This window comes from Bradyrhizobium sp. MI1.10 (genome assembly GCF_055811035.1).
The window spans coordinates 361830-381750 of the sequence record NZ_JBVVPN010000002.1; the positions used below are offsets into that span (position 1 = coordinate 361830).

Below are 19921 nucleotides of genomic sequence, written 5' to 3' on the forward strand. Positions count from 1 at the left end.
GAGAACTGAGCGAGGTTGCGCCGATCATGTTTAAAATTTCCTGAACGGTGGGATGGGCTGCGCTGCGCCCGGCAGCCTTGCAGGGGTCGTGGCGATGGCGATAAATGGGCTGCAATGAGCGGGCGGCTTGCGTGCCGTCCGCCGCCGAAGAGGAAGCCCGATGCAGCCCCTGCGCATGTCCCGCCGCGTCATGAATCTCGCTCACATGCTGACCCAGAATGCGCGGCGGCATAGGGCGCGTCCCGGTTTCGTCTGGGGTGACAGATGCTGGACCTGGCGGGAGATCGACGCGCAGGTCTCGGCGCTGGCGGCGGCGCTCGCTGCGCGGGGCATCGCGAAGGGCGACCGCATCCTCGTCCATTCCAAGAACGGCGACGAGATGTTCTTCTCGATGTTCGCGGCGTTCCGGCTCGGCGCGGTCTGGGTACCCACCAATTTCCGACTGATGCCGGACGAGGTGACTTATCTTGCGCAGGCCTCCGGCGCGAAGGCGTTTCTGTGCCACGTCGATTTTCCTGAACACGCCGCGGCCGTGAGCGGTGGCGCGCTGGAATTCACCTGGAGCATCGACGGTCGGGCGCCATTTGCCGAGACGTCGGTTGCGGATGCCGTCGCGTCGCGCGCTGGCAGCGTGGTCGAGAACGTTGCGGTCGAGCACGACGATCCCTGCTGGTTCTTCTTCACGTCGGGGACCACCGGCCGCTCCAAGGCTGCGGTGCTCACCCACGGGCAGATGGGTTTTGTCGTCACCAACCATCTCGCCGATCTCACGCCCGGCGTCACCGAAGCGGATGCTTCGCTGGTGGTGGCGCCGCTGTCGCATGGCGCCGGCGTGCATCAGCTGGTTCAGACCGCGCGTGGCGTTTGCACCGTGCTGCTCCCGACGGAGAAATTCGATATCGACGAGGCGTTCCGCCTGATCGAGACGCATCGGGTCAGCAATCTCTTCGTGGTGCCGACCATTCTGAAGATGATGGTCGAGCATCCCGCCGCCGACAAATACGACCATTCCTCGCTGCGCCAGGTGATCTATGCGGGTGCGCCTATGTATCGCGAGGACCAGAAGGCTGCGCTGAGGAAGCTCGGCAAGGTCATCGTGCAGTATTTCGGTCTCGGCGAGGTGACCGGCAACATCACCGTGCTGCCGGCGGCGCTGCATGATCCCGAGGACGGGCCGCACGCGAAGATCGGCACCTGTGGCTTCGAGCGTACCGGCATGCAGGTCTCGATCCAGGACGACGAGGGCCGCGAACTCGGCGCCAACCAGAGCGGGGAGATCTGCGTGATCGGCCCCGCCGTGCTTGCCGGCTACTACGACAATCCCGAAGCCAATGCGAAGGCGTTCCGCAATGGCTGGTTCCGCACTGGCGATCTCGGCCACATGGACGAGGAGGGGTTCGTCTACATCACCGGACGAGCCTCCGACATGTACATCTCCGGCGGCTCCAACATCTATCCACGGGAGATCGAGGAGAAAATCCTGACCCATCCTTGCGTCGGCGAGGTCGCGGTGCTCGGTGTGCCCGATGCGACCTGGGGCGAGGTCGGCGTTGCCGTCTGCGTCGCCCGCGAAGGCGCAAAGCCGGTGAGCGAAGCGGAGATGGCGGCATTCCTCAGCCCCAAGGTGCCGCGCTACAAGATGCCGAAGCGGTTCTTCTTCTGGGAGGCCTTGCCGAAATCCGGCTACGGCAAGATTCCCAAACGGATGGTTCGCGACGAGCTCGAGGCGCGCGGGCTGCTCGATCTCGACAAGACGCGGGCGGGCTGAGCGAAAGTCATGCGCAGCATCAAGCAGCCCGGCGCGCCGGTCGCCGAACGCATCCAATGGGTGGAGGCGAGGGGACGCGCTTTCTCCTTCACGCTTCGAGCAGGTCTGCCGCTGTTGGAGGCGGCGCGCCGCGGTTTTGCCGCGGAGGGATTCGCCGGCGGCGTGCTCAGCTTCGGGCGCGGCGCGCTCGGGCCGTTCGCCTATGTCATGCCGGCGCTGTCGAAGACCAGCGAGAACGCCGCGTTCTATAGCGACACTTTCCGGCCGGGCGGCGTGACGCGCACCAGGCTCGGCAGCATGACGCTGGGCACGCGCGATGGCGCGCCGTTCTTTCATTGCCATGGGCTGTGGACGGAGCCCGATGGCCGCGACAGTGGCGGCCACATGCTGCCGGACGAGACTGACGTCGCCGAGCCGTTCGAGGTCGAGGCCTTCGGCATCGATGGTGCGATGTTTGCCGCCGAACCCGATCCCGAGACCAACTTCAAGCTGTTCGGGCCGGTGCCGGCTGCGAGCACCGGCGCACGCACGACCAGCCGCGCTTTCGCGCTGCGGCTGCGCCCCAATCAGGATTTCGCCATCTGTCTCGAAGACTTCTGCCGCGCGCAAGGCATCGCGCGCGCCAGGATCCACGGCGGCGTCGGCTCGACCATCGGCGCCCGCTTCAGCCATGGCGGCGTGACCGAGCCCTTCGCGACCGAGCTTGCGGTCACCGGCGGCACGATTGCGGCCGGCGCCTCCAGAGCGCTCGAAGCCGCACTCGACGTCGCCCTGATCGACTACACCGGCGGCATGGCGGAGGGCCGTCTGGTCCGTGGCGACAATCCCGTGCTCATGACCATGGAGCTGGTGCTCGAGGTGTTGGACTAGTCCCGGCGGGCGACCGTCAGTGAGTGCGTAGCTTGGCAATGGCCAGATATGTGGAGTCACTGATCCCCGAACCGGATCCCTGAAAGAGGTTGAGCAGGGGGGATTGACCCTGACCGGTGCTCTGGCTGTTTCTGATGTCATACATGGCGGAGAAACGGTTCAGCAGCTTTGTAACCTTCGCGGGATCGGACAGGTCCTTGATCTTCATGAATCTGTCCACGAACTTGGCCTGCTGGTCGATCGGCATCGCCGCCATCGAGTCAGGCAGATCGAAGGTGGTCCTGAACACCTCCGAAAGAGCCTTGTCGGCAAGGATGTCGTACGCGGATGTGATGTCCCCCGCCTTTCGCTGGAAATAGAGCGCCAGGCGCACGCCGGGATTCGCATCGCCTTGCTGCTGCTCCAGGCTTTGCTCGACATAGTTCGCCTGTGTTTCCCGAAACTGATCCCGCTTCTGCGGCCCCATCATCGGAAGACGCGCGACGTTGCCTTGACTGTCGAAATTGAACGACGCCGCGATTTCGGCAAAGCGAGGATCGCTCTCGGTGTTCGCGAAGCTCTTTGGATCGTTCAGATCGGAGGCGAAGATCTTCTTGAGAAAATCGGTGCTGACCTTCTTGGGATCCAGACCCTTGGCCAGGAGAATGAAATCGACCATCGGCCTGTTTGCGAGAAGATCGGAAACACTGTCGATGCCGGCGATGGCCTGCTGATATTCCGACGCATCCTTCGTGGCCTGTGCCCGAACTGCGGCCTGCTGCTGGGGAGTTGCCGTGCTTGCGCTCTTCACCGCTCCAATGACGTAGTCCTTGGCGATCTGGAGGACTTCAGCAGAGTCCTGAGCCACCAAGGGGGTCGTCAGATTGCCTTTAGCGTCGAAGTTGAAGGCGCGCGCCAGCTCCAGATATCGATTGTCCTTGAGGGTATAGACGTAGCTTTTGGGGTCGTTGATGTCGCTTTCGAGCACGGCCTTGACAGTCGCCGGCGAGACGTTTGCGGGATCGAGGCCGACGGCTCCCAGCGCAAAATCATAAACGCCCGGTGTCGATACGAACGCCTGGACTGAATTGATCTTGAGGATGGCGGTTCTGAATTGCCTGATTGCAAAGGCTTCGTTCAACGGGCTTGCCGCCGAATAGACGGCGGACTTGCTGTCGTCGAACCTCTGTTTCGTGATGGTGACATTTGCAGCAGTCTGCGCGGACACGCCTGACGGAAGGGACCCGTCGGGCGAAAACTCGAACGCACCGGCCAGGTCGACGAACCCGCCAATCGTCCCTATCTGGTCGCTGAGGCTGGAAATGCTGCTCGCATATGACTCCAAATGATGCTTTTCGACCAGGATCTGCACGTTCAACTGGGTCACGTTCGCGCCCGGCTGCGATAGCTGGGTGGTGTAGTCGGCGATCCGTGAATTGGCCGCGGTGACATCCGATCGGGCCTGAGCAAGGTCGGCGTTGAGGCCACTCAACTGAGAGGCGAAAGTGGTGTTGACGTAGCTGTTGGGATCGGATGGATCGCTGCGCAAGACCTGGCTTATCGTGTCACGCGACCACTTGGTTTGATCGATTCCGTATGCCGAATAGACATAGTTGCGAAGACGGTCGTTGTTCAGGAGCTGGTCTGCACTGCTGATGTTGCCGATTTCGGCGCTGTAGTAATTGGAGTCGCCGGTAAGTGCATCGACCTGGCTCTTCCTGGTCGCCGTGTACAGACCGATCATCTCGTCGGTCTGGTTCTCCGATTGCGCAACCGGCGTTGCACTGCCGTTGAAGGAAAATGCCGCGGCGAACTCGCGGTAACGCTTGTCGACCAGCTTGTTGACAAAGCTGTTTGCGTCGGAGAGGTCGCTCTCCAGCACCTTTTTCATGAAGGCCTTGGCGTAGGCCATGTCTTCCAGGCCATATGCCTTCGTCGCATAATGATAAAGGCGATAGTCTTTCATGAAGTCGTCGACGGACTTCACCTTGCCGATGTGGGCTTTGTAATAGGCGGCCTCTCGCGCCACGTCCTGTTGCTGTTCGACCCGCGTCAGGGACTGCTTGAGATTGCGCGTGATGTAGCTGTAACTGAAATACGTTGATACCATCGCGCACTCCTCGCGGCTCTTACGGTCCCGGACATCCGTCAATCATTGCGGGGTCGCGAGATGGGGGCTGGCCTCATGCCGGCAAACTGTCTCAGCTGGGTCTTCCCAGGAAGATTCCGGTTAACAACTGAGATTTCAATTTGCGTCCGATGCCGCATGACGAGTTTTGTTGCCGTTTGTTTCTGTCTGTTTCCCAGATGCAGCTTTCGCGAGGCTTTCGTGCTTGGCATGTTGCGGTCGCCAGCGCGCCAGATAAAGTTCCACGCTCGTGTCCCGGACAAGCTGCAACGCGTAAGCGTTGCGGCGTAGAGCGGGGACCCAGAAGCCGTGCATTTGCCGCTGCGTGGGCCCCGGCTCTGCGGCGCACCGCCGAAGGGGCGTTGCGCCGCGTCCGGGGCACGCGCCCAAAATCCATCTTCGTATTTCAATCCACAGAGTCCGCGCACCTTCGCCTTCTCGCGGCCTGTGCGGCCCGAGCTTTGCGGCATTCTTTGCCCCCAAAAATGCCGAGGGCGCAGGGAAGGCCGGGTGCCGGCTGGCACCCACGGTCCACTGTGCGAAGGTTGCGCTACAAGAGGCTGCACAGCGGCATACAGGTGAAGCCCAACACACGGCCTTCCCTGCGCAGTGGTTTGACGGCTTATGCCGAGTTCTCCCCGGGGAGCGATGCACTATTGCCCCCGTCGCCTTGCGGATGGCTGATGCGGATGCCCGGTCGGGCCGCCCACATCACCACAAGACTTGACGCACAGACCCCGGGCGTCAGGACCACACGATTTTGCCGTACGCGGATCACACCGGTCGTGTGCGCGACGCCTTCGTTCACGGTTGCCCGCCCTGCGAAGCCTTCGCGCCGGTGTGGCCCACGTCCACCACGTCCCATCCCGCGTTCGTGACGATCGCGATCCGCCCCTCGGCCGGGTTGGGATGGCTTTCTATACGATAATCCGAAATACGGATAAAGAGAAATATTTTTGCCGATCGTGGTTGACCCGCTTATCGGGTGTTTTGCCCGCCGGGCGGCAAGGGGTTGTGGGGCGCGCGGACGCCTGCCGCAACGTGGCCACGAACGGGTCTCCCCTCGGCCGCAAAATGCGCTACCATGATCCCAGCGCGCATCAAGTCGCGCATGATCAATGAGACGCATGAGGAAACGAGATGAGGGTGACGATTGGACGCCGCACGGTCTTGGGCGTAGTACTGACTGCTGCGGGCGCGGCAGCTTTGACGGCGGCGTTTGGCCCGGCTTCGACATCGGCCTGGGCCCACGGGCCGACCCGGCAGAAGGTCCGCGAATCCATCGAGATCACCGCCGCCCCGGCCAAGGTGTGGGCCGCAATGGGCAATTTCCAGGACATGAGCTGGCTGCCGCCTGTTGCCAAGACCGAGGGCGAGAAGGGCAACGAGATCGGCGCGACGCGGAAGCTGACGCTGACGGGAGGCGCGACCGTCGACGAAGAGCTCTACAAGTTTGACGCCGCCGCGATGAGCTATTCCTACCGGATCACCAATGTGGACGTGAAGGTGCTGCCGGTCACCAATTATTCCTCGACGCTCACCGTCACGCCGAGCGCCGACGGCAAGGCCTCGACCCTGGAATGGGCCGGCGCGTTCTACCGCGGCTTTCCCAACAACGATCCGCCGCCGGAGCTGAGCGACGAGGCGGCTAAGACTGCGGTGAGCGGGCTCTACAAGGCCGGCCTCGAGTCGTTGAAGAAGAAGATCGAGAGCGGAAGCTGACCGTGCGGGCGTTGGTCCTGGCGGCGCTCGCTGCCAGCCTTTACCGTGCCGCTCTCGGCAGCGCGTGCGCCGACGAGGCGTTCGTGACCAACCAGCTCAGCGACGATTTGATGGTGGTGGACCTCGCCACCGCGCGCAGCGTCGCGACCATCCCGATCGGCGGCAAGCCGGCGGGCGTGGCCGTTAGCGCGGACGGGCGCTTTGCCTATGTCACGAGCCCGGACGCCAAGGCCGTAACGGTGGTGGACGCAGCAACGCGGCAGATTGCAGGGCGGATCGAGGTCGGCGGCGGGCCGCTTGGCATTGCCGTCGCGCCGGATGGCCGCACCGTCTATGTCGCGGACTGGTACGCAGCCGCCGTGCGGGTGATCGACGCTGCGAGCCGCAGCGTCACGGCCAGCATCGCGGTCGGCGCCTCGCCGTCGGGGCTCGCAGTGACGCCAGACGGCAAGCTGCTGCTCTCGGCCGACCGCGACGACGACAGCGTCTCGGTGGTGGACATCGCGACCCGCCAGCGCAAGGCGACCATCAAGGTCGGCACCCGTCCGTTCGGCGTCACCATCGATGCCGAAGGCAAGCGGGCCTACACCGCCAATGTCGGCTCCAACGACGTCTCCGTGATCGACATCGCCGCTGGGTCCGAGACCGGCCGCGTGCCGGTCGGGATGCGCCCCTATGCGGTGGCGCTGGCGCAGGGCCGCGGCTTCGTCACCGACCAATATGGCGGCACTGTCAGCGTGTTCGATCTGGCGACCTTGAAGCCGATCAAACGCATCAATGTCGGCGATTATCCCGAAGGCATCGCCGCGACCGCCGACGGCAAGCGCATCATCGTCGCCTGCTGGGAGAGCAACACGCTCGACATCATCGACGCGGTCGAGCTAAAGGTGATCGGCGAAGTCAAGACCGGCGACGGCCCGCGCGCGTTCGGGGCGTTTTTGCGCAGGACGGAGTAGGGGCGTCGTAGCCCGCATGAGCGGAGCGACTTGCGGGACAGGCTCTCCTCATCCACCGCCGTTCCCGGATATCGCTTCGCTCATCCGGGCTACTGCACCGGGGCACAGCGTCCATACAATCTCATCCATCTGCTCAAACATGTGATCCGGCGCCTGCGCCCGCAGCGCCGCCGGCGCCGCATAACCCCAGCCCACCGCGCCGCAGGCGATCCCCACGGCCCGCGCCGCCTCGATATCGCGCACCTCGTCGCCGATCGCGATGACCTTGCCCGGCTCCACGCCGGCGCGGCGGATGACCCGTCGGAATTTCGAAGGCTTGCCAAAGATCGACGCGGCGCAGTCGAAATGCGCGAACAGCGCGGCGGCCTCGCCGAGTTTTTCGCGCGCATTCGCTTCGCTGTCCGATGTCACCAGTGCGAGCTGCACGCCGTTACCGGCCAGTGTTTTCAGCATCGTCTCGACGCCCGAAAACAGCGAAATCTCGGCGGCCGCCTCAGCCTTCAGCCGCCGCGCATGCCGCGCGATCGCCGGCAGCTTCCACAAGGGCACCTCGAGCCGGCTGAGAATCTCGCGCGACGAAGCATGCCGCAGCCCCTCGACATCCTCATCGGCGACGCGGCGGAAGCCGAAGCGGTCGGCGACGTCGTTGATGGTGCGCAGGAACCACGGGAAGCTGTCAGCCAGCGTGCCGTCGAGATCGAAGATGGCGAGGGAGTAGGGCATGGAGACGAAGCTACACCGCTAGGCTTTCCACACCGCTTCCTCGGTCCATCCGAGTTGGTCGAATTCGGTGGCCCTGAGCGGCGCCTCTCCCTCGGCGAAGAACTCGTCTAGCTGGGGCGGGGTAACGTGCGTTTCGGAAAGCATCGCGTGGGCTTGTCCGCGATGATGAATTTGATGCTGGAACAGATGCATGAGCAGCCGGTCGCGACGTTCGATCTGCACGCGGGTGTCGCGGTTGATCCGCACGAGACCGTCGAGAAGCTCGGGCGTCAGTCCATCGCAGACGGCAATCAAGCGCTTGTCGATCGCGGCTTGCTCGGGCTTCAGCGCGGCAAGTGAAAGGTGGGGCACCTGGTTCTTCCAAGCCGCCGGTCCCAGCCATCCGCCCTCCAGCGCATCGACATAGAAGAGGTCTATGACATGGATGTGGTTGAGCGTGCGCTGCAGGCTTGGAAAGAAGCCGGTTCGTGCGGCTTCGAAGTCAGCCTGAGACAGCGCGGCGCAAGCAGTGAGCAGCCGGTGGTTCGCCCAAGCATTATTGTGGGCGAACGCACGATAGGTTTGCAGAAGTCCTGCAGGCAAAAGCGACCTCCCTCAGACAATGTGTCGGCACGCTCCCGCTGCGTAACCTACTCCGCCGCCTCGCTCGCCGCGCGTCTCCGCTTCGGCTTCCGCGCCTTCGCCAGCACCGGTGCCAAAAACTTCCCCGTGTAGCTCCGCGGCGCTTTCGCGATGTCTTCCGGGGGGCCCCAGGCGACGATCTCGCCGCCGCCGTCGCCGCCTTCGGGGCCGAGGTCGATGACCCAGTCGGCGGTCTTGATGACTTCGAGATTGTGCTCGATGACGACGACCGTGTTGCCCTGCGCGACCAGCTCGTGCAGCACCTCCAGGAGCTTCTTGACGTCGTGGAAATGCAGGCCGGTGGTCGGCTCGTCCAGGATGTAGAGCGTGCGGCCGGTGGCGCGCTTTGACAGCTCCTTTGCGAGCTTGACGCGCTGAGCTTCGCCGCCCGAGAGCGTCGTGGCCTGCTGGCCGACATGGATGTAGTCGAGGCCGACGCGATGCAGCGTCTGGAAGGTCTCGCGCACCCGCGGGACCGCCTTGAAGAACTCGGCCGCTTCCTCGACGGTCATGTCGAGCACGTCGGCGATGCTCTTGCCCTTGAACAGGACCTCCAGCGTCTCGCGGTTGTAGCGCTTGCCCTTGCAGACGTCGCAGGTGACGTAGACGTCGGGCAAGAAGTGCATCTCGATCTTGATGACTCCGTCGCCCTGGCAGGCCTCGCAGCGGCCGCCCTTGACGTTGAAGGAGAAGCGGCCGGGTTCGTAGCCGCGCGCCTTCGACTCGGGCAGGCCGGCGAACCATTCGCGGATCGGCGTGAAGGCACCGGTATAGGTCGCGGGATTGGAGCGTGGCGTGCGGCCGATCGGCGACTGGTCGATGTCGATGATCTTGTCGATGTGCTCGAGGCCCTCGATGCGGTCGTGCGGCGCGGCGCCCTCGCTGGCGTTGTTCAGCTTGCGGGCGATCGCCTTGTACAGCGTGTCGATCAGCAGCGTCGACTTGCCGCCGCCGGAGACGCCGGTAACGCAGGTGAACAGGCCGAGCGGGATTTCGGCCGTGACGTTCTTGAGGTTATTGCCGCGCGCATTGACCACCTTGATGGTGCGGCGATGGTTCGGCGGGCGCCGCTCCGGCACCTCGACCTCAAGCTCGCCGGTCAGATATTTGCCGGTCAGCGAGTTGGGGTTGCGCATGATCTCGGCGGGCGTGCCTTCGGCGATGATGTTGCCGCCATGCATGCCGGCACCGGGGCCGATGTCGAGCACGTGGTCGGCGAGCAGGATCGCGTCCTCGTCATGCTCGACCACGATCACGGTGTTGCCGAGGTCGCGAAGTCTCTTGAGCGTGTCGAGCAGGCGCGCGTTGTCGCGCTGGTGCAAGCCGATCGAGGGTTCGTCGAGCACATAGAGCACACCTGTCAGGCCCGAGCCGATCTGCGAGGCCAGGCGGATGCGCTGGCTCTCGCCGCCGGAGAGCGTGCCGGAGGAGCGGGACAGCGTGAGATAGTTGAGGCCGACGTCGAGCAGGAAGGTGAGGCGCTCGCGGATCTCCTTGAGGATGCGGCCGGCGATCTCGTTCTGCTGGGTGTTCAGCGCCTCCGGCACGGTCTCGAACCACGCGCCGGCGCCCTTCACTGACATCTCGGAGATGTCGCCGATATGCTTGCCGCCGATCTTGACGCAGAGCGCCTCGGGCTTGAGCCGAAAGCCGTGGCACGCCTCGCAGGGCACGTCGTGGAAGTACTTCGCCAGCTCCTCGCGCGCCCACTCGCTCTCGGTCTCGCGATAGCGGCGGTTGATGTTGGTGATGACGCCCTCGAACGGCTTCTTGGTGTCATAGGAACGGACGCCGTCCTCGTAGGAGAACTTGATCTCGTCCTCGCCGGAGCCATGGAGGATCGCGTTCTGCGTCTTCTTGGGCAGATCCTTCCATTTGGTGGTCAGCGTGAACTTGTAATGCTTGCCGAGCGCAGTCAACGTCTGAATGTAATAGGGCGACGAGGACTTGGCCCAGGGCGCGATCGCGCCCTTGCCGATGGCTAGCTCCTTGTCGGGGATGACGAGGTCCTCGTCGACATGCTGCTCGACGCCGAGGCCGCCGCAGGCGGGGCAGGCGCCATAGGGATTGTTGAACGAGAACAGCCGGGGCTCGATCTCGGGGATGGTGAAGCCGGAGACAGGGCAGGCGAACTTTTCCGAGAACAGCATGCGCTCGGGTCCGCTCTTGTCGTGGATCTTGGCCGTCTTCTTTTTCTCTTCCGCGGGGGCTGCTGCAGCCGGCGCGTCCGCGAATTCGATGACGGCGAGGCCCTCGGCGAGCTTGAGCGCGGTCTCGAAGCTTTCGGCGAGGCGTTGGCCGATGTCGGGGCGCACCACGATACGATCGACGACGACGTCGATATCGTGCGGGAATTTCTTGTCGAGAACAGGCGCTTCCGCGAGCTCATGGAAGGCGCCGTCGATCTTGACGCGCTGAAAGCCCTTCTTGAGCCATTCGGCGAGCTCTTTGCGGTACTCGCCCTTGCGGCCGCGCACGACTGGCGCAAGCAGATAGAGCCGCGAGCTCTCCGGCAGCGCCAGCACGCGATCGACCATCTGCGAGACGGTCTGGCTCTCGATCGGCAGGCCGGTGGCGGGCGAATAGGGCACGCCGACGCGCGCCCACAGCAGGCGCATATAGTCGTAGATTTCGGTCACCGTGCCGACGGTGGAGCGCGGGTTCTTCGACGTCGTCTTCTGTTCGATCGAGATCGCCGGCGACAGGCCGTCGATCTGGTCGACGTCGGGCTTCTGCATCATCTCCAGGAACTGGCGGGCATAGGCCGACAGCGATTCGACGTAGCGGCGCTGGCCCTCGGCATAGATGGTGTCGAACGCGAGGGAGGATTTGCCGGAGCCTGACAGCCCCGTGAACACGACGAGCTTGTCGCGGGGAATTTCGACGTCGACGTTCTTGAGGTTGTGCTCGCGCGCGCCACGGATCGTAATCGCGCGCAGGTGTGCTCCCGCGTTCTGTTGTTGGCGCTTCGCCTTGATCACTTCATCCATCCTGGTGGTCCTCAGGGAATCCAAAAGCGCGCGATCGCGCCAACTTGAAAGGCGCGCATCGCCCGGAACCGGGATCGGCGCCGATGGGTAAGTAAGCGAACGTAGGAAGAACAGGGACGGATTTCCAGTGGCGTTTGCGAATCGTCAACGGATTGTTGGCGCGCTGGCGGCATCTGGCAGGAGCACGGCTTGCGGAACTGCGCGTGACCGGTCCCGTTCAAACAAAAAGGCCGGCGCGAGGCCGGCCTTTCGTAACACGATGGCGTCGATAGCGAAGATCAGTACTTCGCGACGATCGGGCCCCCGAAGTGATAGTTCACGCCGACCTGCACGGTGTGAAACTCGAGCGTGCCGGTGGGCAGGGCGCCCGAGAAGTAGGTCTCGCCGCCGAGGCTGCGAAAGAGGTACTCGCCCTTGACCGACCACTGCGGAGCGAAGAACGCTTCGACGCCCGCACCGACGGTCCAGCCGGAGTGCCACTTGCTGTCGGAAGCGGTCACGCCGAGCGCGCTGATGCTGAGCTTGTTGTCGATCCAGGCGTAACCACCGGTGCCGTAGAACAGGACGTTGTTGACGGCGTAGCCGATGCGGCCGCGCACGGTGCCCATCGCATCGGTCTTCGAGCTGAGGGTGGTGCTGACGAGGCCGAAGCCGGGGACGGCAACGGGGCCGGTGACCGACGCGCTGACGTCAGCCCAGGAACCATCGGCCTCGATGCCGAACACGACATTGCCGGTCTGCCAGTTGTAGCCGGCAGTACCGCCGACGAAGCCGCCCTTCATCTTCGGGTCGGTCGAGGAATTTTCCCAGGCGCCGCCACCGACGATACCGAGGTAGAAGCCGGTCCAGTTGTAGACCGAAGCCATGGCCACCGGAGCCTTGGTGTAGGGGCGCGCCGCCAGATCAGCGGCCGAAGCCGGGGCAGCGAGTGCGAACAAACAGGCCGAAGCCAACCAAATCTTTTTCATCTTCAGTAATCCCAGTCCCAGTTTCTGTTGTCCCTCCCTGTTCCGGAAGAGCATCGGACGCCGTGGTCCAACTGATATCGTCCATACACCGGTGAAGCCGCAAGTTGTGTCACTGAAAAGCAACAGCGATCGGAAAACGGAACGGCTATTGACCTATTGATATCGCAGAACCGCACAGCAAAAGGCCGGCACGAGGCCGGCCTTCGAAGTGCTCTATTCCAGCGCGATCAGTACTTTGCGATGACCGGACCGCCCCAGCGATAGTTCAAGCGGACGAGGCCCATGTCGACGTCCTGGCGAATCCGGTCGCTGCCGAAAACCGCACCCGCGGGCGTTGTGAAGCCGATCGTGCGATCGCCAAGGAAGATGTGGTCGTATTCAAAGCCCAGCGACCAGTTGGGAGCGAAGCCGAACTCCAGACCGGCCCCGACCGTGCCACCCCAGCGAGTCTCCCGCGCCGAGGCCAGCAGCGCGCCCGCGCCGGGCGTGCCCGCCGCAGCGTAGATGTCGTATTTGTCGCCGACGACGGCGGCGCCGCCCTTCACGTAAAGCAGCACGTTGTTCCAGGCGTAACCGATCTGACCGGTGATGAGCCCGAAAGAGTCGATGCGGGAACGGTTGCGATCACCCGTGACCAGGGCGGTGCCGGGGAAAAGTGTGCTCACGTTGTCGCCCCGGAAGTCGGCCCAGTTGCCTTGGCCTTCGAGGCCGAACACCCAATTGGTGGACTGCCAGCGATAGCCGATCTGGCCACCGACCGTGCCGCCGACCGCGTTATGGCAGCCTTCCCCGACCAAAACGCCGGTCGCGGGCGTGACGAAGTCCCAGCACGTGTGGCTCGAGCCACCGCCGCCGTTGATGCCGATGTAGAAGCCGCTCCAATCGTAGATGGTGGCAATCGCCGGCGCCGGAGCCTTGGTGTAGGGACGCGCGGCAAGATCCGCCGCGCTCGCGGGAGCCGACAGGCCCATCGCCACTGCACTGATTGCACCAATAAGAAGCTTATTCATTGCCAGTCTCCCCAGGTTCGTCCGCTTCTTTCTTCCCCGAAGCGGTTGATCAGGCACGAGGGCCCATATGATTTAAGTCCGAGGAAACCGTAGCTCTGCGGAGCGGCAAAGTCCGTCTCCGAAATGCAACAAGAACGGGGCCGTGCGAGGACCCACAACTTGCTGAATGTTAAGTTCTTTCCTTCGCTTTTGGGAACCTACAAAGGTTCCAATCGACGCGTGCCTTCCCGCAGTACATTGGCCGATCGACGCCACATATTCGATGCGGAAGTTCGCCAAGAACAAATCTGGAACATGCCGGAGGTCGATGCTATATGTGGGGATAACCGGAGGGGCGACGGACTGATCGTCGTCCGCAAGCGTTCGGCGAGCGTATAGGGTCGCCTCAACAGGCACGGTGGAGCGCGGGGAGCGGACCGGCCTTCTTGAATTCAGTGGCATTCGGAGCGGAGAGCGGAGATGGCGGGAAGCGTCAACAAGGTCATTCTGGTTGGAAATCTCGGCAAGGATCCTGAAATCCGCCGCACCCAGGACGGGCGGCCGATCGCCAATCTGAGCGTCGCCACCTCGGAGACCTGGCGCGACAAGGCGACCGGCGAGCGCAAGGAAAAGACCGAGTGGCACCGCGTCGTGATCTTCAATGAAGGGCTCTGCAAGGTCGCCGAACAGTATCTGAAGAAGGGCGCCAAGATTTACGTCGAGGGTGCGCTCCAGACCCGCAAATGGACCGACCAGAGCGGTGTTGAAAAGTACTCGACCGAAGTCGTGCTGCAGGGCTTCAACTCCACCCTGACGATGCTGGACGGCCGTAGTGGCGGCGGGGGAGGCGGCAGCTTCGGCGACGAGCCGGGCGGCGATTTCGGCTCCTCCGGTCCGGTCAGCAGCGCGCCGCGGCGACCCGTTGCCGCCGGCGGCGGTGGCCGCAACAGCGACATGGACGACGACATCCCGTTCTGAGCGATTCCGTTCTGAGAACGAGGCATATCGATGCGGAGGCGCCGGCCGCGTGGGCGGCGCTTCTCATCTCGTGTCAAAAAATCCCACTAATCGGCAGGACGGGCTCGGGATTTCCGGGCCCGCTTCATGTTTGGGGTGAGCTCGGATTGCGGCTTGGCAAACGCGCTGACGGGGCAAGCTCGCCGGTCGGTTTTCCACGTGTTACCGGCGATTTTGCAAGGCCGATGCGGGGGCTGCCCGAGGCACCGCTCGCAAGGGCTTAAGTTGTTGGAAAAATAGGCGGAAAAAGCGCTTCCCAGATCCCCGCGAGGGTGGTTATCAGAGGCTCGATGCGCTATATGATTCCCAGATAAAACCTCATCGGATTTCCCCTTGGCTGACGACGACGACAAGCCCGGCGACCAGCCGGCGCAACCCTCGGATATTCGCCCCGTCTCCATCTTCGAGGAGATGAAGAAGTCCTATCTCGACTACGCCATGAGCGTGATTGTGGCGCGTGCGCTGCCTGACGCCCGCGACGGCCTGAAGCCGGTGCATCGGCGCATCCTGTACTCGATGAACGAGCAGGGGCACACGCCGGACAAGAAGTACGTCAAGTCCGCCCGCGTGGTCGGTGACGTCATCGGTAAATATCATCCGCATGGCGACCAGTCGATCTACGACGCCATGGTCCGGATGGCGCAGGACTTCTCCATGCGCGTGCCGCTGATCGACGGTCAGGGCAATTTCGGCTCGGTCGACGGCGATCCTCCGGCTGCCTATCGTTATACTGAAGCCCGATTGACGAAGGTGGCGCTGGCTCTGCTGGCCGACATCGACAAGGACACGGTCGACTTCCAGCCGAACTACGACAACAACGAGACCGAACCGTCGGTCTTGCCGGCCAAGTTCCCGAACCTGCTCGTCAACGGCGCCGGCGGCATCGCAGTCGGCATGGCGACCAACATCCCGCCGCACAATCTCGGCGAAGTCATCGACGCCTGCGTCGCGCTGATCGACAACCCCGCGCTCACCATCGACGAGCTCATCAACATCGTGCCGGGACCGGATTTCCCGACCGGCGGCGTCATCCTCGGACGGCAGGGCATCCGCGCCGCCTATCACCTCGGGCGCGGCTCGGTCATGATGCGCGGCAAGGTCGCGATCGAGACCATCCGCAAGGAGCGCGAGGCGATCATCATCAGCGAGATTCCCTACCAGGTGAACAAGGCGACGATGGTCGAGCGCATCGCCGAGCTGGTCAAGGAAAAGAAGATCGAAGGCATCGGCGACCTGCGCGACGAATCGGATCGCGACGGCTACCGCGTCGTCATCGAACTGAAGCGCGACGCCGTGCCGGATGTGGTGCTGAATCAGCTCTACAGGTTCACGCCGCTGCAGACGAGCTTCGGCGTCAACATGGTGGCGCTCGACAGCGGCCGTCCGCGGATCATGCATCTGAAGGACCTGCTGGCGATCTTCGTCGACTTCCGCGAGCGCGTCGTCACGCGGCGCACCAAGTTCCTGCTCGCCAAGGCCCGTGATCGCGCCCATATCCTGGTCGGTCTGGCGATCGCGGTCGCCAATATCGACGAGATGATCCGCGTCATCCGGACCTCGCCCGACCCGACCACCGCCCGCGACACCCTGATGTCGCGCGACTGGCCGGCCCGGGACGTCGAGGACATGCTGACGCTGATCGACGATCCGCGCCACCGCATCAGCGAGAACGGTACGATCCGGCTGTCGATGGAGCAGGCGAGGGCCATTCTCGATTTGCGCCTGCAACGCCTCACCGCACTCGGCCGTGACGAAATCCGCGAGGAACTCGACAAGCTCGCCGGCGAAATCGCCGACTATCTCGACATCCTGCGCTCGCGCGACCGCGTGCTTGAAATCATCAAGTCCGAGCTCGCCGAGGTGAAGGCCGAGTTCGCGACCCCGCGCCGCACCGTCATCATCGAGCAGGAAGGCGAGGTCGAGGACGAGGACCTGATCCAGCGCGAGGACATGGTCGTCACCGTCTCGCACGCCGGCTACGTCAAGCGCGTGCCGCTGTCGGCCTACCGTGCCCAGCGCCGCGGCGGCAAGGGCCGCGCCGGCATGCAGACCCGCGACGAGGATTTTGTCAGCCGGCTGTTCGTGGCGTCCACGCATACTCCGATGCTGTTCTTCTCCTCGCGCGGCCAGGTCTACAAGATCAAGGTCTGGCGCCTGCCGATGGCCGCGCCGAACGCGCGCGGCAAGGCGCTGATCAACATCCTGCCGCTGGAGCAGGGCGAGCGCATCACCACCATCATGCCGCTGCCGGAGGACGAGTCCACCTGGGGCAATCTCGACGTGATGTTCGCCACGACAGGCGGCAACGTCCGGCGCAACAAGCTGTCCGACTTCGTCGACGTCCGCCGCTCCGGCATCATCGCGATGAAGCTCGACGACAACGAAGCTATCGTCGACGTGCAGATCTGCACCGAGCACGACGACGTGCTTTTGACCGGCGCCGGCGGCCAGTGCATCCGCTTCCCCGTGACCGACGTGCGCGTGTTCACCGGGCGCACCTCGATGGGCGTGCGCGGCATTGCGCTTGCCGAGGGCGACAAGGTGATTTCGCTAGCGATCCTGCGCCACGTCGAGACGACGTCCGACGAGCGCTCGGCGTATCTGAAGATGCGTCGTGCGGTTGCCGGCGAAGCTGCGGCCGAGGAGCCGGCGGCGGACGCCGAGGCCGAGGAGACCTCCGGCAGCTTCCAGCTGGCTCAGGAGCGCTATGTCGAAATGTCGGCGGCCGAGCAGGTCGTGCTGACCGTCTCCGTCAACGGCTACGGCAAGCGGACCTCGTCCTACGAGTACCGCACCACGGGCCGCGGCGGCAAAGGCATCGTGGCCATGAGCGTCAACAACCGCAACGGCAACCTGGTGGCGTCGTTCCCCGTGGAAGACGCCGATCAAATCATGCTGGTCACCGACAAGGGCCAGCTGATCCGCTGCCCGGTCGAAGGCATCCGCGTGGCCGGCCGCTCAACCCAGGGCGTGATCGTGTTCGACACCGCCGAGGACGAACACGTCGTCTCGGTCGAGCACATCACGGAAGAGGCCGAGAGCGGAAACGGGGCGAATGGGGAGTCGAACGGGGAGTGATGCGTCACCCCTCGTAGCCCGGATGGAGCGCAAGCGAAATCCGGGTTCTTCATTCGAACGGCTGTCCCGGATTGCACTTCCGCCTTCGCTCTCCGAGCTACGGCGGACAAGTCGCTCCATCCGGGCTACGAATTGCGCTAAATCTCCAGCTCCGTGCCGAACTCCACCACCTGCTTGGTCGGCACGCCGAAGAACGCGGCGGAGCGTTCGGCGTTGCGCTGCAGGAAGGCGAACACGGTTTCGCGCCAGACCCACATGCCCGGCACGTCCTCGCGCGGGATGATGGTCTCGCGGCCGACGTAATAGGTGATGTCGGAGAGGTCGATGCCGGGCAGCTTGCCGTGGCGGCAGGCGAAGGTCAGCCCTTCGTAGATCGTCGGGTTCTGCATGAACCCGTAATGCAGAACGACGCGGGTAATGCCGGGAATGATTTCGATCACCTCGATGCGGTCTTCGTCGTCGATGTGAGGAAGCTCCTCGATCAGCACGGTGACCAGGACGATGCGCTCGTGCAGCACGTGGTTGTGCTTGACGAACTGGGTCAGCGCCAGCGGCACGCCGCGCGGCGCCGACGCCAGGAACACGGCGGTGCCGGGCAGCCTGGCGCTGCACTTGTTGACCGCGGTTTCGATCAGATCCTCCTCGGGCTGGCGCAGCTTCGCGCGTGCCGCTTCGACGAGCTTCACGCCGCTGCGCCAGGTCAGCATCAGGAAAGCGACGAAGCCCGCGAGCATCAGCGGAAACCAGCCGCCCTCGAACAGCTTGATCGAATTGGCCGAGAAGAAGATCACGTCGATCACGAAGAAGAAGCCGTTCACGGCCACCACCAGCCACGGCGAATAGCCCCACTGGATCGCGACCAGGGCAGCGAGCAGCGTGGTGATCGCCATCAACAGCGACACCGCGATGCCGTAGGCGCCGGCCAGCGCCTCCGAGCTGCCGAAGCTCAGCACGGCGCCGAGCGTTGCGGCGGCGAGCAGCCAGTTCACCAACGGCACGTAGATCTGGCCGATCGCTGCGCTCGTGGTGTGACGGATCTGCATGCGCGGCAGGAAACCGAGCTGAATCGACTGCTGCGTCAGCGAGAACACGCCCGAGATGATGGCCTGCGAGGCGATCACGGTCGCGACCGCCGAGAACGCGACCAGCGGATAGTGCAGGGCGTCGGGGCAGAGTTGGAAGAACGGATTCTCGATCATGGAGGGGTCGGTGATCAGCAGCGCGGCCTGGCCGAAATAGTTCAGCACCAGCGCGGGCAGGCAGATCGCGAACCAGGCCAGCCGGATCGGCAGGCGGCCGAAATGCCCCATGTCAGCATACATGGCTTCGCCGCCGGTCACCGCGAGGAAGGCGGCCCCCAGGATCGCGAAGGAGACATGAAAATCCTGGTGGATCAGGAAGTCGAACGCATAGAGCGGGCTCAGCGCCGCCAGCACCGCCGGCGCCTTGACGATGCCGTGGATGCCGAGCGCTGCCAGCACGAAGAACCAGGCCAGCATCACCGGTCCGAAGATGCGGCCGATGAAGCCGGTGCCCTGCTTCTGCATCATGAACAGTCCGATCAGGATGACGACGGTCACGGGCACCACCGCCGGCGCGAGCGAGGGTGCGTCGACCTTCAGACCTTCGATGGCTGACAGCACCGAGATCGCCGGCGTGATCGCCCCGTCGCCGTAGAGCAGGGCGGCGCCGACGAGGCCGACGACCAGCAGATGCGCGCGCCAAGTACCGGGTTGGGCGTTGCGGGCATGCAGCAAGGCCAGCAGGGCGACGATGCCGCCTTCGCCGCGGTTGTCAGCGCGCAAAATCAACAGCGCATATTTCAGCGAGATGATCAGCAACAGCGCCCAGAGGATCAACGAGGCAACGCCCAGAACGGCATCGTTCGTCAATGTGCCGCCGTGGGCGGCGGCCTTGGCGGCTTCCTTGAGGGCGTAGAGGGGACTGGTGCCGATATCGCCATAGACCACCCCGAGGGCGCCCATGGTCATTGCAAGCGGCAGTGGATCAGGTTGATGGCCGGAGGCGACTGCAGGCGTACTGGACAATGGCGACCCCTCGATGGGATCGCGGCCGACGGGTCATTCCGGCGGGCGCGAGCATCGGGCAGTC

General features: G+C 64.0%; 13 protein-coding genes. 6 read left to right on the forward strand and 7 right to left on the reverse strand.

Annotated features, from left to right (window positions below; all coding sequences use genetic code 11):
• The first annotated feature begins 160 nt into the window (after positions 1-160).
• Positions 161-1768, forward strand: coding sequence for an acyl-CoA synthetase (locus AC0L3K_RS03840; protein ID WP_007590712.1), 1608 nt, complete (start codon positions 161-163; stop codon positions 1766-1768).
• A 9-nt stretch (positions 1769-1777) separates the two neighbouring features.
• Entirely contained in the window at positions 1778-2638 is an 861-nt protein-coding gene (locus tag AC0L3K_RS03845) for a PCC domain-containing protein (RefSeq protein WP_473365484.1), read from the forward strand.
• Positions 2639-2654: 16 nt separating this feature from the next.
• Here the strand turns inward: AC0L3K_RS03845 and AC0L3K_RS03850 are convergent, their stop codons facing one another.
• Complete coding sequence (locus tag AC0L3K_RS03850) at positions 2655-4727, reverse strand: DUF1217 domain-containing protein (RefSeq protein ID WP_219685493.1); 2073 nt, start codon at positions 4725-4727, stop codon at positions 2655-2657.
• A 1158-nt stretch (positions 4728-5885) separates the two neighbouring features.
• Here AC0L3K_RS03850 and AC0L3K_RS03855 point away from each other — a divergent pair.
• Both AC0L3K_RS03855 and AC0L3K_RS03860 read left to right on the forward strand, forming a co-directional pair.
• Positions 5886-6467, forward strand: coding sequence for an SRPBCC family protein (locus tag AC0L3K_RS03855; protein WP_007590716.1), 582 nt, complete (start codon positions 5886-5888; stop codon positions 6465-6467).
• 2 nt (positions 6468-6469) lie between these two features.
• Entirely contained in the window at positions 6470-7423 is a 954-nt protein-coding gene (locus AC0L3K_RS03860) for a YVTN family beta-propeller repeat protein (RefSeq protein WP_007590717.1), read from the forward strand.
• A 48-nt stretch (positions 7424-7471) separates the two neighbouring features.
• On the opposite strand, the gene AC0L3K_RS03865 is transcribed toward AC0L3K_RS03860, so the two are convergent.
• From AC0L3K_RS03865 to AC0L3K_RS03885, 5 genes are all read right to left on the reverse strand, one after another.
• On the reverse strand, positions 7472-8146 hold the full coding sequence (locus AC0L3K_RS03865) for an HAD family hydrolase (protein ID WP_007590720.1): 675 nt from the start codon (positions 8144-8146) through the stop codon (positions 7472-7474).
• Between the two features lie 18 nt (positions 8147-8164).
• The gene (locus AC0L3K_RS03870) at positions 8165-8728 is read right to left on the reverse strand and encodes a DinB family protein (protein ID WP_007590721.1); all 564 of its coding nucleotides are present in this window, start codon (positions 8726-8728) and stop codon (positions 8165-8167) included.
• 47 nt (positions 8729-8775) lie between these two features.
• Positions 8776-11757, reverse strand: coding sequence for an excinuclease ABC subunit UvrA (uvrA, locus tag AC0L3K_RS03875; RefSeq protein ID WP_219685492.1), 2982 nt, complete (start codon positions 11755-11757; stop codon positions 8776-8778).
• A 278-nt stretch (positions 11758-12035) separates the two neighbouring features.
• The gene (locus AC0L3K_RS03880; RefSeq protein WP_035992628.1) at positions 12036-12725 is read right to left on the reverse strand and encodes an outer membrane protein; all 690 of its coding nucleotides are present in this window, start codon (positions 12723-12725) and stop codon (positions 12036-12038) included.
• A gap of 227 nt (positions 12726-12952) precedes the next feature.
• Positions 12953-13735, reverse strand: a complete 783-nt coding sequence (locus AC0L3K_RS03885; protein WP_007590725.1) for an outer membrane protein — start codon at positions 13733-13735, stop codon at positions 12953-12955.
• Between the two features lie 459 nt (positions 13736-14194).
• Here AC0L3K_RS03885 and AC0L3K_RS03890 point away from each other — a divergent pair, with 459 nt between their 5' ends.
• Positions 14195-14692 (forward strand): single-stranded DNA-binding protein, encoded by a 498-nt coding sequence (locus AC0L3K_RS03890; protein WP_007590726.1) that lies wholly within the window; start codon positions 14195-14197, stop codon positions 14690-14692.
• 372 nt (positions 14693-15064) lie between these two features.
• Positions 15065-17809 (forward strand): DNA gyrase subunit A, encoded by a 2745-nt coding sequence (gyrA, locus tag AC0L3K_RS03895; protein WP_007590727.1) that lies wholly within the window; start codon positions 15065-15067, stop codon positions 17807-17809.
• A gap of 137 nt (positions 17810-17946) precedes the next feature.
• On the opposite strand, the gene AC0L3K_RS03900 is transcribed toward gyrA, so the two are convergent.
• Positions 17947-19800 (reverse strand): potassium transporter Kup, encoded by a 1854-nt coding sequence (locus tag AC0L3K_RS03900; RefSeq protein ID WP_051058391.1) that lies wholly within the window; start codon positions 19798-19800, stop codon positions 17947-17949.
• Between the last annotated feature and the right edge of the window lie 121 nt (positions 19801-19921).